Origin of the sequence: Bradyrhizobium paxllaeri (genome assembly GCF_001693515.2) — a bacterium.
In the GTDB taxonomy this organism is placed as follows: domain Bacteria; phylum Pseudomonadota; class Alphaproteobacteria; order Rhizobiales; family Xanthobacteraceae; genus Bradyrhizobium; species Bradyrhizobium paxllaeri.
The window spans coordinates 8,196,053-8,210,044 of record NZ_CP042968.1 but is presented as its reverse complement, the minus strand read 5'-3'; the positions used below and the strand labels follow the sequence as shown (position 1 = coordinate 8,210,044).

The window sequence follows — 13,992 nt, the reverse complement described above, 5'->3', positions numbered from 1 at the left end:
TTACCGAGAAGCCATATCAGTGATATGAAAAGGTGGAACAAAAACGGCCCGAGCAAGCCACGGGCCGTTTTCGCTTTTTCCAGCTGACGGCAATTCAATAGAGGGCCCGGTTCCCTCTCAGGGATGCAGGATCACCTTGCCCATCGCCTTGCGGCCGGCCAGCACCTTGAGGGCATCGGCGGTCTGTGCCAGCGGGAAGGTGCGGTCGACGTGGGAGGAGATCTTGCCTTCCGCAGTCCACTTCACGAGCTTTTCCAGGTTGGCGCGGTTCTTTTCCGGATTGACCCTGGTCCAGGCGCCCCAGAACACGCCGCGGATGTCGCAACCTTTGAGTAGCGCGAGGTTGAGCGGCATCTTCGGAATGTCGCCCGCGGCAAAGCCGATCACCAGGAAGCGGCCTTCCCAGGCGATCGCGCGCAAGGCGGCCTCGGCGTAAGTACCGCCGACCGGATCGAATATAATGTCGGCGCCCTTGCCTCCGGTGAGCCGGCGCAAGCCCTCTTTCAGGTCTTCCTTGCTGTAATTCAGCGTCAGTTCGGCGCCATGCGCCTTGGCAAACTCGAGCTTCTCGTCCGACGAGGCGCAGGCGATCACCTTCAGGCCCATCAGCTTGCCGAGCTCGCAGGCCGCAAGACCGGTGCCGCCGGCGGCGCCCAGCACGGCGAGCGTCTCGCCGGGCTTCGGGCTGGCGCGATCTTCCAGCGCATGCAGCGCGGTGCCGTAGATGATGATGATCCCGGCGGCGCGATCGAAATCCAGATTGTCGGGGATCTTCACGATCGAATTCGCCGGAAGCGCGATCTTCTCGCGTGCGCCGTTATGGCCGCACGAGGCCACCACGCGGTCGCCGACCTTCAGGTCGGTAACGCCGGCGCCGACACTTTCGATCACGCCGGCGACCTCGGCGGCCGGCGAGAACGGGAACGGCGGCTTGATCTGGTACTTGCCCTGGATCATCAGGATGTCGAAGAAATTCAGCGCGGCCGCCTTGATCGCGATCACGGCCTGTCCCGGTTCGGCGACCGGATCGGGCACGTCGGCCAGCACGAGATCGTCGGGTTGGCAATATTGCGAGCAGAGAATGGCTTTCATGGACGCACCTGATTGTCGGACCGGAAGGCTTGCAACTTCATGCCGGATTTGAAGCCGGGCTACAATCCGATTCGGATGCATGGCCTCATGGTGGTTCAAGGGGATTCAAACGATGTTTGAAAAGGGCTTGCTGGCGGGGAAGCGGATATTGGTCACCGGCGGCGGCTCGGGCCTCGGGGCTGCGATGGGGCGCCGCTTCGTCGAGCTCGGCGCGGAACTGATCATTTGCGGGCGCCGGCTCGAATTGCTGGAGACGACGGCAGCGCAGATGCGCGATGAACTCGGCGGCAAGGTCACGGTCGCGCAATGCGATATCCGCGACGGTGCCGCGGTCGATGCGATGATGGACCAGATCTGGCGCGCGGCGCCGATCGACGTTCTGGTCAACAATGCTGCCGCGACCTTCATCGCCCAGACCGAACATTTGTCGTTCCGCGCCGCCGACGCGATCCTGGCGCCGACACTGCACGGTGCGATGTATTGCACGCTCGCCGCGGGCAGGCGGTGGATCGACGGCAAGCATAAGGGCGTGGTCTTAAGCATTCTCTCGACCTCGACCATCACCGGCCGCGCCTTCACAGTGCCCTCGGCGATGGCGAAATCCGCCGTGCTCGCGATGACCAAAAGCCTTGCAGTGGAGTGGGGACCAAAGGGGGTGCGCACGGTCGCGATCGCGCCCGGCGCGTTTCCGACGCCGGGCGCCTCGGGTCAGCTTCGTCCCGAGGGCCGCGATGAAAGCTGGGCGCAGCGCAATCCGCTCGGCCGCGCCGGCGAGCATGACGAACTTGCGAACCTCGCGAGCTTCCTGATTTCGGATCAGGCCGGCTATATCAATGGTGAGATGGTAGTGCAGGATGGCGGCTCGCATTTGCGCAGTTCCGGCGCCGAGGATCTGCTGCAATGGACCGATGCGCAGTGGCAGAAGCAGCGCGAGCGTCGTCCCAAAGGATGATAAGGGGCAGAAACCGAAGCCCGTGCTCTGATTCGCTGAAAGCGACCTGAGACGAAGGGTCGCCACAGCGGTGACAGCGATGTAACCGCCTTCCCAAAAAAGCATTTCCCGGCTATCCATCCCCGGCGGCGCGATGCGCCCCCGGGCCATCATCCAGTCACAATGATAAGGGAACCAGTTGTCCGTGTTGCGAATACTGACATTTCTGGTTGCGATTGCGGCGTTGTGCGGGGCGACATCCCTCGCACAGGCACAGGGCACTGCTTCGAAGGGTGCCAAGGAGAACGCCAAGGATGCGGCGAAGTCTGCGCCTGCACCGGCGGCCAAGCAACCTGCCAAGCCGGAGTCGGCCGCAGCCGCTGCCGCAGGTGGCGCGGAGCCGACCCTGATCGGCCAGTACGGCACCTGGGGTGCCTACACGGCGACACCGAACGGCAGGAAGGTTTGCTTCGCGTTGGCGAAGCCGTCGTCGTCCAAAACCAATCCGCCGAATCGTCCGCGCGATCCCGCCTACGCATTCGTCTCGACGCGGCCCGCCGAAAGGGTCGTCAACGAAGTTTCGATCATGATGGGCTATGCGCTGAAGCCGGGATCGGAATCGTCACTCGAGGTCGGCGGCGCTGCCTACGCGATGTACACCCAGGGCGACGGGCTCTGGATCAAGAACGCCGCGGAGGAAGAGCAGATGGTCAGCGCCATGCGCAAATCCGCCGAAGTCACCGTCAAGGGCATTTCGGCCAAGGGCACCGAGACCACCGACATCTTCTCGCTGAAGGGGCTGTCCCAGGCACTCGACCGGCTGGCGCAGGATTGCAAGCGCTAGGCGGCTTTTAAGCCCCAAAATGGCGTTGTTTAAGGGCTCTGGAAGTCCTATTTGAGTGTACTTGTCGGGTGGGCAAAGTCGCGCAGCGCCGTGCCCACCATTAACGTTTCTGGTGGGTACGCTGCGCTTTGGCCCACCCTACGCCTCAACGATCCCGTGTGAGTAAATGACGCTTTCATCTTCCGTGGCGCCGCTCGAGAAGGTTCCGCTCGAAACCTATGTGCCGCCGGCAAAACCCTCGCTGATCGGCCTGTCGCGCGCCGAGATCGCCGACCGGCTCGGCGAGATCGGTATTGCGCCCGCCCAGCGCAAGATGCGCACGCAGCAGCTCTGGCACTGGATGTATTTTCGCGGCGCCAGATCCTTTGCCGAGATGACCAGTGTCTCCAAGGATATGCGCGCAGAGCTCGAACAGCATTTCACCGTCGACCGCCCCGAAGTGGTAGCCGAGCAGATTTCCAACGACGGCACCCGCAAATGGCTGTTGCGCCTGCCGAGCGGCGATGCCTTGCAGAAGGCGCACGAAGTCGAGTGCGTCTACATTCCCGAGACCGATCGCGGCACCCTCTGCGTCTCCTCGCAGGTCGGCTGCACGCTGAATTGCTCGTTCTGTCACACCGGCACGCAGCGGCTGGTGCGCAATCTCACCGCGGGCGAAATCGTCGGCCAGATCATGGTGGCGCGCGATCGCCTCAACGACTGGGCCGATCGCGAGACGCCGACCGGCAGCCGCCTCGTCACCAACATCGTCATGATGGGCATGGGCGAGCCGCTCTATAATTTCGACGCGGTGCGCGACGCGCTGCTGATTGTGGCCGACAATGAAGGCATCGGCATTTCCCGCCGGCGCATCACGCTGTCGACCTCGGGCGTGGTGCCCAACATCATCCGCACCGGCGAGGAGATCGGCGTCATGCTGGCGATCTCGCTGCATGCGGTGCGCGACGAGTTGCGCAACGAGCTGGTGCCGCTGAACCGCAAATATCCGATTGCCGACCTGCTGCAGGCTTGCCGCGACTATCCTGGCTCGTCGAACGCGCGCCGCATCACCTTCGAATATGTGATGCTCAAGGGCGTCAATGATTCCCTCGACGACGCCAAGCTGCTGGTGAAGCTGCTCAAGGGCATTCCGGCCAAGATCAACCTGATCCCGTTCAATCCGTGGCCGGGCACGCGTTACGAGTGCTCGGACTGGGAGCAGATCGAAAAGTTCTCCGAATACATCTTCAATGCCGGCTATTCCTCGCCGGTGCGCACCCCGCGCGGCCGCGACATCCTCGCCGCCTGCGGCCAGCTGAAGTCGGAGACCGAAAAACTGTCCGCACGCGAGCGCCAGGCACTGCGCGCCATGGCGATGACGGATTGAGGATGAGCAATCCCGTCATTGCTTCGTCGCTTGCGCTCCGTCGCGCAAACGTTTCGCGTTGGCCGTACGCAATGACGGGGTGTAAGCCGTGGCACTAATCGGCCGCATCTTCGTCGTCCTGTTCGCTTTCCTCGCCGCCTGCTTCGTGGCCGGGATGATCGTGGTCGGCGCGGTGTTGTATCCGGAATTCAGCGATCTCGGCGGCGTACCGATCGACCAGAGCGCGATCAACGTCGTGCTCGGCTTCGGCTTCATTTTTCTGTCTGGCTTTGCGCTGCTGCCGGCACTGGTCATCGTCCTGATTACCGAGGCTTTCTATATCCGCAGCGTGCTCGCTTACGCCGTCGGCGGCGCCATCGTCGGCGCGGCCTGCTATCTCGGCCTTACGCCATTCGATCCGGAATCGCTGCGCTTCGACGGCATCGTGCACCGCCACCTCGAAATCATGACCGGGGCGGGCATCGTTGCCGGCCTCGTTTACTGGATGATCGCCGGGCGATCCGCTGGCGCCTGGCGCGAACCGCCGCCTACCTTGCGGCCGCCGCCGCCGCTGCCATCGCAGTCACGGCCATTCTCCTGATGTTTTCTCCCCGTCTCCCCCAGGGGGCGGGAAGCGCGCTTGTGCCTTTTCATCCCCAATCGCCTCGGCTAAACCCCGCGCCATGAACCGTACCGGACTTATTATCGCGCTGGGCTTGTCGCTCGTCATCGGACTGCTGTTTGGAATCTTTCCCGAACTCGATCTGCAACTGGCGGCATTGTTTTACGATGCTGCGAGCGCCTCGTTTCCGCTGAAGCAGAACGGGCTGGCCGCGTTCGCGCGCGATGGCGCGATGTGGATCGCCTGGGCGCTGGCGTTGCCCGCACTGATTGCCATCGTCGCCAAAATAATGCGGCCGGATAGGCCGATCCTGGTTCCGGGACGCGCGGCAGTGTTCCTGCTGGTCACGATCCTGCTCTCTGCGGTCGTGCTGACCAATCTCACCTTCAAGAGCTATTGGGGCCGGCCGCGGCCTGTGATGGTGACGGAGTTCAACGGCCCCTGGCAATTCGTGCCGTGGTGGGATCCGCGCGGCGAGTGCGGCCGCAACTGCTCGTTCTTCTCCGGCGAGGGCGCCACGGCGTTCTGGGCTTACGCGCCGGCCGCGCTGACCCCGCCGCAATGGCGGCCCATGGCCTATGTGGCGGCGACCCTGTTCGGGGTCGCGACCTCCCTGCTGCGGATGGCGTTCGGCGGGCATTTCTTTACGGACGTCGCCGCCGCGGGCCTCGTCAGCTTTTTCGTGATCTGGCTGGCCTATGCCTTTATTTACCGCTGGCCGTCGACCCGGCTGACGAATGCGCAGATCGAGGCCGCCCTGGCGCGCTGGGGCTCGCCTGGATACCGCCTGTGGCAGCGCTGGCGCGGGCGCGAGGCGGGGTAATCCGACCTTAGGCGCGAAAGGCCACTAAACGCGTGCCCGTCAGCGCGAAATTTGATATTCGCGCGGGGCCAAGCCACTAGAGCTCAGCGGTTCTGATTGGATCAGAACCGAAGCTCCAGATTCTTGTTTTGACGCGTTTTCTTCACGCGAACCGGTATCCACTTCGCTTGAAAACGCTATAACGACCTCCGCCATTTCGACCGATTGGAAGCTCCATGAGTACGATTCTGAAAAGCCTGCCCAAGGGGGAAAAAGTCGGCATCGCTTTCTCCGGCGGTCTCGATACCAGCGCGGCGCTGCTCTGGATGAAGCAAAAGGGCGCGCGCGTCTTTGCCTATACCGCGAACCTCGGCCAGCCCGACGAGGCCGACTATGACGAGATTCCGCGCAAGGCGCTGGAGTTCGGCGGCGAGAAGGCCCGGCTTGTCGATTGCCGCACCCAACTGGTTCATGAAGGGATTGCCGCCATCCAGTCCGGCGCCTTCCATGTCTCGACTGGCGGCATCACCTATTTCAACACCACGCCGCTCGGCCGCGCCGTCACCGGCACGATGCTGGTCTCGGCCATGAAGGAAGACGGCGTCAACATCTGGGGCGACGGCTCCACCTTCAAAGGCAACGACATCGAGCGGTTCTATCGCTACGGCCTTTTGACCAACCCGAATTTGCGGATCTACAAGCCCTGGCTCGACCAGCAGTTCATCGACGAACTGGGCGGCCGCGCGGAGATGTCGGCGTTCATGACCGCCAATGGGTTCGCCTACAAGATGAGCGCCGAAAAGGCGTACTCGACCGACAGCAATCTGCTGGGCGCCACCCATGAGGCAAAGGATCTCGAGAACCTCGACAGCGGCATCAAGATCGTCAATCCGATCATGGGCGTGCCGTTCTGGCGCGACGACTGCGCCGTCAAGGCCGAGAAGATTGTCGTGCGTTTCGAGGAGGGCCAGCCCGTCGCGCTGAACGGCCAGACATTCACCGATCCCGTCGCGCTGTTCCTCGAAGCCAACGCGATCGGCGGCCGGCATGGCCTTGGCATGAGCGACCAGATCGAGAACCGGATCATCGAGGCGAAGAGCCGCGGCATCTATGAAGCCCCCGGCATGGCGCTCTTGCACATCGCCTACGAACGCTTGGTCACTGGCATCCACAACGAAGACACGATCGAGCAATACCGGATCAGCGGCATGCGGCTTGGCCGCTTGCTCTATCAGGGCCGATGGTTCGATTCGCAGGCGCTGATGCTGCGCGAAACCGCCCAGCGCTGGGTGGCGCGTGCCGTGACCGGCGAGGTGACGCTCGAGCTGCGCCGCGGCAACGACTACTCGATCCTGAACACCGAGAGTCCCAATCTGACTTATCAGCCGGAACGGCTGAGCATGGAGAAGGTCGAGGACGCCGCGTTCACGCCGGCCGACCGTATCGGCCAGCTCACCATGCGCAATCTCGACATCGCCGACACCAGGGCCAAGCTGAAGGTCTATGGCGATACGGGTTTGCTGTCGCCTGCGGAAGGCTCCGAGATCTTCAAGCTCGAGAGCGACAAGGGTTGAGCCACGCGGAGTTTCGGCTCCTCGTGTTACGGAGACGTCATTTTGTGCGGCTAGGCTCGCCGCGCAGCGCGCACGGCGTTGAATTCGGCCGGCCGCGGCATCACCAACGATCGCGGGGCATCCATCATGATCAAGCCAATCGCCGCCACCGCCATTACCGTCCTGTTGTCGGCATCGCCGGCATCAGCTCAAACGATCTATCCGATCGATCGCGCTGAAATCCTCGCCGGTGCCCGTTTCGATTTCAAGGTCGAATTTCCCGATCGCGTCGACCCGGCGAAACTGAAAGTCACGGTGAACGGGACGGACTATTCCGCCGTGCTCGGCCAGAGCGGAACCTTTGTCGATCGCGAAGACGGCAAGGATCAGTCGTCGTTGATCCTGCGCGATGTCGTATTGTCCAAGCCCGGCAGCGTGACGGTCGAGGCCAGTGACGGTACAAGCAACCGCAGCGTCGTGTGGACGGTCTACGATACCGGATCGCGCAAGGCCAAGAACGTGATCCTGTTCATCGGCGACGGTTTGTCGCCCGCCCACCGGGTCGCCGCGCGCATCCTCTCCAAGGGAATTACGGAGGGCAAGAGCCGCGGCAAGCTCGCCATCGACGACATGCCGCGAATGGCGCTCGTCGCCACCGCCGGCTCCGACTCCATCATCACCGATTCGGCGAATGCGGCCAGCGCCTACGCCACCGGCCACAAGACCGCGGTCAATGCGATGGGCGTCTATGCCGATCGCACCGCGAGTCCGTTCGACGATCCCAGGGTCGAAACCATCACCAGCCTGGCGAAGCGGCGGCATGGCATGAGCATCGGCATTGTCACCAACACCGAAATCGAGGACGCGACGCCGGCCGCGATGGTGGCGCACACCCGCCGCCGCGCCTCCTATGACGAGATCGTCGAGCAATTTTTCGCGGCGAAGCCGGACGTCCTGATGGGCGGCGGCAGCGCGAACTTTCTGCCCAAGGCTTCGACCGGTTCCAGGCGCAAGGACGATGTCGATTACATCGCGCGCTTTCGCGACGCCGGTTATCAGGTGGCGATGACCAAGCCTGAGCTGGATGCGTCGGCGGCGAAATCCGACACGCGTCAACTGCTCGGGCTGTTCGCCACCGGCAATATGGATGGTGCGCTGGATCGCAAGTTTCTCAAGGGCGGCGGCGTCAAGAAATTTCCCGAGCAGCCCGATTTGACCGAACAGGTGCAGGCGGCGCTGAACGTGCTCTCAAGGAACGAGGCCGGCTTCTTCCTGATGGTGGAGTCCGGGATGATCGACAAATACGCGCATCTGCTGGACATGGAGCGCGCCGTCTACGACACGATCATGCTCGACAACGCCGTTCGCCTGACACGCGACTGGGCGCGCGCTCGCGGCGATGACACGCTGATCCTGGTGCTGGCCGACCACAATCATCCGAACAGCCTGGTCGGAACCATCAATGACGACATGAGCACGACGCCCAACGTCTCCCTGCGCGAGCGCGTCGGCGTCTATGAGAAGGCCGGATTTCCCAACTATCCGGCTCCCGATGCGGATGGTTATCCGTCGCGCGTGGATGTCAGCCGGCGGCTCGCGATCTTTTCCGCCAGCCTGCCGGATCATTACGAAACTTTCCGCCCGAAGCTCGACAATCCCAACGAGCCGACGGTGAAGGGTGATGATGCCGGCACGTTCAAGGCAAATGACAAATACAGGGATGTCCCGGGCGTCGCACTGCGCTTCGGCAATCTGCCGGCGATGATCGGTGCCAGCGTGCATTCGGGCGAGGACGTCATCCTGACGGCAACCGGGCCGGGGAGCGAGCGGGTGCAGGGCTCGATGGATAACACCGATGTATTCCGCATCATGGCGGACGCACTCGGCCTCGCCGCGGTGGGGCCGTAGTTTCAGGAAGGCGAGGGCGGCGCAAACATCAGCTTGATGCAGCTTCGAAAGGTCAGAATCTGTCGTTCGAGGCGGCTCGGATCGTTCAGCGTCTTGGACATGATGATGGCGCCGTCGACGATGCAGGACAGCATGTCGGCGACATCGTCGAGATCGACCGGCTCCCTCGGCGGATAGACCACGGCGATGCCATCGAGAATGGCGCGGAAGCGCGCGTTCCAGGCGCGCACGGACTGCGCGGTGAGGTCGCGTATCTCGCGATCGAACAGCCGCTCCTGATAGCAGATGCTGGCGATGAGGCAGCCCGGATGGCCGCCCGGCAGATCGGCCATCGTTTCCGCCAGCAGCTTCAGCGAAATCAGGAACGCCTGCAGCGGGTCGTCAGAAAGCTCACGGCCGCGCCCGAAGATGTCGTCGAAGAGCTGGTCGTTGGTCGCGACATAGCGGCGGAGCATCTCGCGCGCGAGCGCATTCTTGTCCTTGAAGTGATAGAAGAAGCCGCTCTTGGTGAGGCCGGCTTCCGCGATCACCTCCTCGATCGAGGTGGCGCCGAATCCCTTGGCGAGAACGGCCGCCTCCGCGATTTCGAGAATTCGCTCGCGCGTCGCTTCGCCCTTGCTCATCCGGGGTTCCAGAACTGTACTCATGGTACGGTTTCTCCGCGGCGGCCAGTGCGACCGCGCTGCCGCTCAATCTACAACCATCTGATTTCGTACCACTTTGCGGCTTCCGGTTCAGCCGCACCGCAAGCCGTCTAGGCCACCGCGACACTATGAGGCACCAACATCGCCGGACTTATCAGATGCGGGAGAGACGTATCGAGGTCCCTCAATGGCGGAGATGTTGAAATGGCCAGATACCGAAACGCCCTGCCGCAGCGCCGCGGCGGCATTTTCCTTACCGATGGCGGCATGGAAACGACGCTGATCTTCCACCACGGCGTGGAGCTGCCGCACTTTGCCGCCTTTGTGCTGCTCGACAGCGCCGAAGGCCGGGAGCAGCTCAAGCAATATTACGCCGCCTACCTTGCGGTCGCTCGAGAGCATGGCACAGGCTTCGTGCTCGACAGCCCGACATGGCGCGCCAATCCGGACTGGGGCACCAAGCTCGGCTACGATGCGGTCGCGCTCAAGGCGATCAATGTCCGCTCGATTGCATTCCTGGAAGAGCTGCGCGCCGGTTGGGAGCGGCCGGGCGCGTCCTGCATCATCAGCGGCGCCATCGGTCCGCGCGGCGATGGCTACAAGGCGGGCAACATGGATGCTGCGGAAGCCGAGGACTATCATCGGGCGCAGATCGCGGCCTTCGTCGAGGGCGGCGCCGACATGATTACCGCCTACACGCTCACCAGCATCAATGAAGCGATCGGCATCGCGCGCGCCGCGAAGGCGCTCGCGATACCGGCGGCGATCTCGTTCACCGTCGAAACCAATGGCCGCCTGGTGAAGGGCGAGACGCTGCGTGAGGCGATCGAGGCCGTGGATCGCGAAACCGATAGCGCGCCCGAATACTTCCTGATCAACTGCGCGCACCCGACGCATTTCGAAGATGCGTTGCAGGCGGGCGAAGCCTGGACGGAACGCATCCATGGCATCAGGGCCAACGCCTCGACCAAGAGCCATGCTGAACTCGACGAATCCGAAACGCTCGATGCCGGTGACCCAGCCGATCTCGGGCGGCGTTACGTTGCCCTCAGAAGCGCGTTTCCGAAGATGCGGATTCTCGGCGGCTGCTGCGGCACCGATCACCGGCACGCCGCCGCTATTTGCGCGGCCTGCGTGACGCCGCGGGCGCTCAGCGCGTGATAGCGTTTTCGAGCGAAGTGGATACCGGTTCGCGTAAAGAAAACGCGTCAAAATAGAAACTCAAAAAAATGGCCGGGATCGCTCCCGGCCATTTTCGTTCCGTAACCAGCGCCTCAGCGCGGCGGCGCGGTGCCGGGCGGGGGCGGCGGCAGCGAGGCCTGCCCGCCATTGAGCAGCGGCGTGATGTTGCGGATGGTGACGCGCCGGTTGATCTCGCTCGGCCCGTCGACCTGCTCCTTCGGATACTGCTCGCCATAACCCTGCGAGGTCAGGTTCTCCGCCGGCACGTTGAACTGCTGCGTCAGCAGCGTTGCGGCGGATTCCGCGCGGCGGTCCGACAGCGACAGATTGTCGACATCGGAGCCCACCTTGTCGGTGTGACCTTCGATCAGGAACACTGCGCGCGGATTGGCCTGGACCGCCTGGTTCAGGCCGTCGGCGATCACCTGCAGCTTCGCCGCCTGGTCCGGCGGGATCTCCCACGAACCGGTCGCGAAGTTGATGGAGTTGACGTCGATGCTCGGCATCTGCATCCGCACATTTGGGCTGTAGCGGATTTCGTCGAGCGAGTAGCGCCGGTTGATCCGTTGCACCGGCGGCGCCCTCAGGGTTTCGTAGATCACTTCCGGGGGTGCTTCGTCCGCGGCGACGATGTAGCGGTCGTATGGCATGTTGACCACTGGCGGCGGCAGATCGACATAGAAGCCGCCGACGGCTTGCGGATCGCGGTAGCTGTTGTCGATGATGATGATCTCACGGCCACGGTCGTCGCGGCGGATGCGGCGCAGCAGCCGCCCGTCACTGCCGACCACGGTGATGATCTGGCTGCCATCCGGCCGGACTACGACGGTGCGGGTTTCGCCGCCGACGGTCTGGGTCTGGATGTCGCGCGCACCATAGCGGAAGCGATAGAGATCGTTGCCGCGGACGTATTGTTGTCCGCTCGGGTCACGGATGATGACGCGGTCCGGCTCATAGTAGACCGTGCGGCCGCCCTCGGTGACCTCCCGTCGCTGGCTGTGCATGTTGGCGATGGTCGCGCCGACCACGGCGCCTGCGACGACGCCCGCGCCGATCGCGAGCGGCGTCAGGTTTTCACGCCGTGGCTGTGGCGGTGGCGGTAGTGGCGTTGTGACCGTGGGTGCGGCCCGGAACGCGGGTGCAACCGTCGGCGGAGCGAATTGCGCCCTGCCGGGCGGGGGCGCTGCGGCTGGCGTGCCGGGGACGACACTTGGCGCCGCGGCGCCGGCGGGAGCCGCGCGCGGAGTTCCCGCGGCGGGCGGCGCGGCTGGAGCCCTCGCAGCCGGCGGCGTTGTCGGCGCACCGGGTCGCACCGGTGGCGCGCCGGCGGCCGGAGGCGTCGGAGTGGCTTGGCCCGCAGCCGGCGGCGCGCCGGGGCGGCCGGTCGGGGCGGTTGGCGCGGCCGTGGGTGCGCCCGCGGCCGGCGGCGTTGCGGTCGGTGCGCCAGGCGGTGTTGCACCGGGACGCGGCGGCGGCGCAGCGGTGCTTCCGCCGGGCAGAGGCGCGGTCGTCGGCGATGCCGCTGGTGCAGCCGGGGTGGCGGCAGGCGCCGGCGGCTGCCTGGTGCCGGCGGCCGGTGGCGGCACAGGCGAAGGCGTTCCCTTCTGGGGAGAAGCGGGCGGCGGTGGCGGTGTCGGCGCGGCAGGTTGCTTCGGCGCTGCAGGCGCTGCGGCCGGCGGCGGAGGCGGCGGTGCTGTCGGACGTGCAGGTGCCGCCGCGGGAGGTGCTGCCGGTGCCCTGGGGGCGGCGTCGGGAGGAGGTGTCGGGCGCGCAGGTGCAGCCGCCGGCGGCGGTGCAGGCGTCGGACGTGGTGGTGGCGCCGCAGCGGGCGGTGGCGGCGGAGGCGTGGGACGCGGCGGCGGCGCGGCTGCGGGGGGCGGCGGAGGCGGGGCCTGACGCTGAGGTGCTGCCGCCGGGGGTGGCGGCGGAGCCGCGGGCGCCTTGGGGGCAGCAGCCGGCGGCGGCGCGCCCTTCTGTGGCTGTTGGCCTCTCTGTGGCTGCTGGCCTCCCCTGGCTCGGCCATCCTCTTCCTTGGCTTGCGCCACGACGATCGGCGCGGCCTGCGCATGCGATGCGGAGGTCACGAACTGCGTCGCCGTCAAAGCAGTCGTGGCGAGTAGCAGAATGCGGAAGTTTGTCATGATATCCTTGGTCCCCGAAGATAGGCCTGACAGCAACGGAAGGGCCCTCATTGACATGTCAGTTGGTCGATGAGCGGCTAATCATTAGGCCGGAATGTGGCGGCCTACAAATGCTCGGATGCTTTTTATTTCATTGGCGCAATGGGTTGCATGCATCCCTGTTCATTGCGCGTTCAGGCGAGGTGTTCATCCGGCCCCCGGATCGGTGGCGGGGTTGGGTGTGCGGGGCCCGTTCGGCCCGCGTACTGGCAACTCGTCCGGCAGCTTGCCCGGCAACTCCTGCGGTTGTGGGGGTTGACCCGGTTCACGGAAGGGTGGTGGGACCTCCGGACGGGGGCTCCCGGGTGGGGCCTCCCGTGGCGGCTCGGTTGGTTGTCCTGGCGTCGCCGGCGGTATCTCCGGCGGTTCGATCGGCATCACATCTCCTGAACACTTAAGCTCCGGGTGCGACAACGACTGCGACAGCCTCAGGTTCCCATGCGATTCAAAATGGAACCGGTGGAACCGGCTCAAGCGGGCGCGTGGCAGACCGCCTCGATATTGTGGCCGTCGGGATCGAGCACGAACGCGCCGTAGTAATTCGGATGATAGTGCGCGCGAATTCCCGGTGCGCCGTTGTCGCGTCCGCCGGCGGCAAGCGCCGCCTTGTAAAAGGCGTCCACCGTCGCGCGGTCCTTTGCCACGATCGCGACATGCAACGGCTTGTCCAGCCCGCCTTCGCCGCCGATCCAGAAATCGGGTTTTCCATTGGCGCCGAAACCTGCGGCGAGCTCCTCGCCGGGTCGATCCTGCTCGACCTCCATCACGAGGACGTAGTCGAGCGGCGCAAGGGCTTTCAGGTAAAACGCCTTGGAACGCGCGTAATCCGAAACCGGAAATCCGACGTGGTCGATCATCAAGCTCTCCCGTGGTTGGAGGAATGATTTGC

13 protein-coding genes are annotated in these 13,992 nt (G+C 64.5%); 8 read left to right on the top strand and 5 right to left on the bottom strand.

The window, feature by feature from the left end:
- Positions 1-117: 117 nt before the first annotated feature.
- Positions 118-1,092 carry an NADPH:quinone oxidoreductase family protein gene (locus LMTR21_RS39180; RefSeq protein WP_065753886.1) on the bottom strand — a complete coding sequence of 325 codons (975 nt, stop codon included), beginning with the start codon at positions 1,090-1,092 and terminating at the stop codon, positions 118-120.
- A 112-nt stretch (positions 1,093-1,204) separates the two neighbouring features.
- Here LMTR21_RS39180 and LMTR21_RS39175 point away from each other — a divergent pair, with 112 nt between their 5' ends.
- The 7 genes from LMTR21_RS39175 to LMTR21_RS39145 all read left to right on the top strand — a co-directional run bounded on the left by LMTR21_RS39175 (position 1,205) and on the right by LMTR21_RS39145 (position 9,097).
- The gene (locus tag LMTR21_RS39175; protein WP_065753936.1) at positions 1,205-2,044 is read left to right on the top strand and encodes an SDR family oxidoreductase; all 840 of its coding nucleotides are present in this window, start codon (positions 1,205-1,207) and stop codon (positions 2,042-2,044) included.
- A 193-nt stretch (positions 2,045-2,237) separates the two neighbouring features.
- Positions 2,238-2,867 carry an invasion associated locus B family protein gene (locus LMTR21_RS39170; RefSeq protein WP_430642614.1) on the top strand — a complete coding sequence of 210 codons (630 nt, stop codon included), beginning with the start codon at positions 2,238-2,240 and terminating at the stop codon, positions 2,865-2,867.
- 166 nt (positions 2,868-3,033) lie between these two features.
- Positions 3,034-4,233, top strand: a complete 1,200-nt coding sequence (rlmN, locus tag LMTR21_RS39165) for a dual-specificity RNA methyltransferase RlmN (RefSeq protein ID WP_065753885.1) — start codon at positions 3,034-3,036, stop codon at positions 4,231-4,233.
- 88 nt (positions 4,234-4,321) lie between these two features.
- Entirely contained in the window at positions 4,322-4,813 is a 492-nt protein-coding gene (locus tag LMTR21_RS39160) for a hypothetical protein (protein WP_065753884.1), read from the top strand.
- Positions 4,814-4,895: 82 nt separating this feature from the next.
- Complete coding sequence (locus LMTR21_RS39155; RefSeq protein ID WP_065753883.1) at positions 4,896-5,657, top strand: phosphatase PAP2 family protein; 762 nt, start codon at positions 4,896-4,898, stop codon at positions 5,655-5,657.
- Positions 5,658-5,872: 215 nt separating this feature from the next.
- Entirely contained in the window at positions 5,873-7,210 is a 1,338-nt protein-coding gene (gene argG, locus LMTR21_RS39150) for an argininosuccinate synthase (RefSeq protein ID WP_065753882.1), read from the top strand.
- A 126-nt stretch (positions 7,211-7,336) separates the two neighbouring features.
- On the top strand, positions 7,337-9,097 hold the full coding sequence (locus tag LMTR21_RS39145; RefSeq protein WP_187399285.1) for an alkaline phosphatase: 1,761 nt from the start codon (positions 7,337-7,339) through the stop codon (positions 9,095-9,097).
- A gap of 2 nt (positions 9,098-9,099) precedes the next feature.
- On the opposite strand, the gene LMTR21_RS39140 is transcribed toward LMTR21_RS39145, so the two are convergent.
- Positions 9,100-9,720 carry a TetR family transcriptional regulator gene (locus tag LMTR21_RS39140; protein ID WP_065753881.1) on the bottom strand — a complete coding sequence of 207 codons (621 nt, stop codon included), beginning with the start codon at positions 9,718-9,720 and terminating at the stop codon, positions 9,100-9,102.
- A 225-nt stretch (positions 9,721-9,945) separates the two neighbouring features.
- Between LMTR21_RS39140 and LMTR21_RS39135 the strand changes: the two genes are divergently transcribed.
- On the top strand, positions 9,946-10,902 hold the full coding sequence (locus LMTR21_RS39135) for a homocysteine S-methyltransferase family protein (RefSeq protein ID WP_065753880.1): 957 nt from the start codon (positions 9,946-9,948) through the stop codon (positions 10,900-10,902).
- A 113-nt stretch (positions 10,903-11,015) separates the two neighbouring features.
- Here the strand turns inward: LMTR21_RS39135 and LMTR21_RS42135 are convergent, their stop codons facing one another.
- The 3 genes from LMTR21_RS42135 to LMTR21_RS39120 all read right to left on the bottom strand — a co-directional run bounded on the left by LMTR21_RS42135 (position 11,016) and on the right by LMTR21_RS39120 (position 13,960).
- Positions 11,016-13,064, bottom strand: coding sequence for an OmpA family protein (locus LMTR21_RS42135; RefSeq protein WP_148636052.1), 2,049 nt, complete (start codon positions 13,062-13,064; stop codon positions 11,016-11,018).
- Positions 13,065-13,250: 186 nt separating this feature from the next.
- Positions 13,251-13,481 (bottom strand): hypothetical protein, encoded by a 231-nt coding sequence (locus tag LMTR21_RS41405; protein ID WP_084030490.1) that lies wholly within the window; start codon positions 13,479-13,481, stop codon positions 13,251-13,253.
- A gap of 92 nt (positions 13,482-13,573) precedes the next feature.
- Positions 13,574-13,960: a VOC family protein gene (locus LMTR21_RS39120; protein WP_065751693.1), complete on the bottom strand. Its 387-nt coding sequence runs from the start codon at positions 13,958-13,960 to the stop codon at positions 13,574-13,576.
- Between the last annotated feature and the right edge of the window lie 32 nt (positions 13,961-13,992).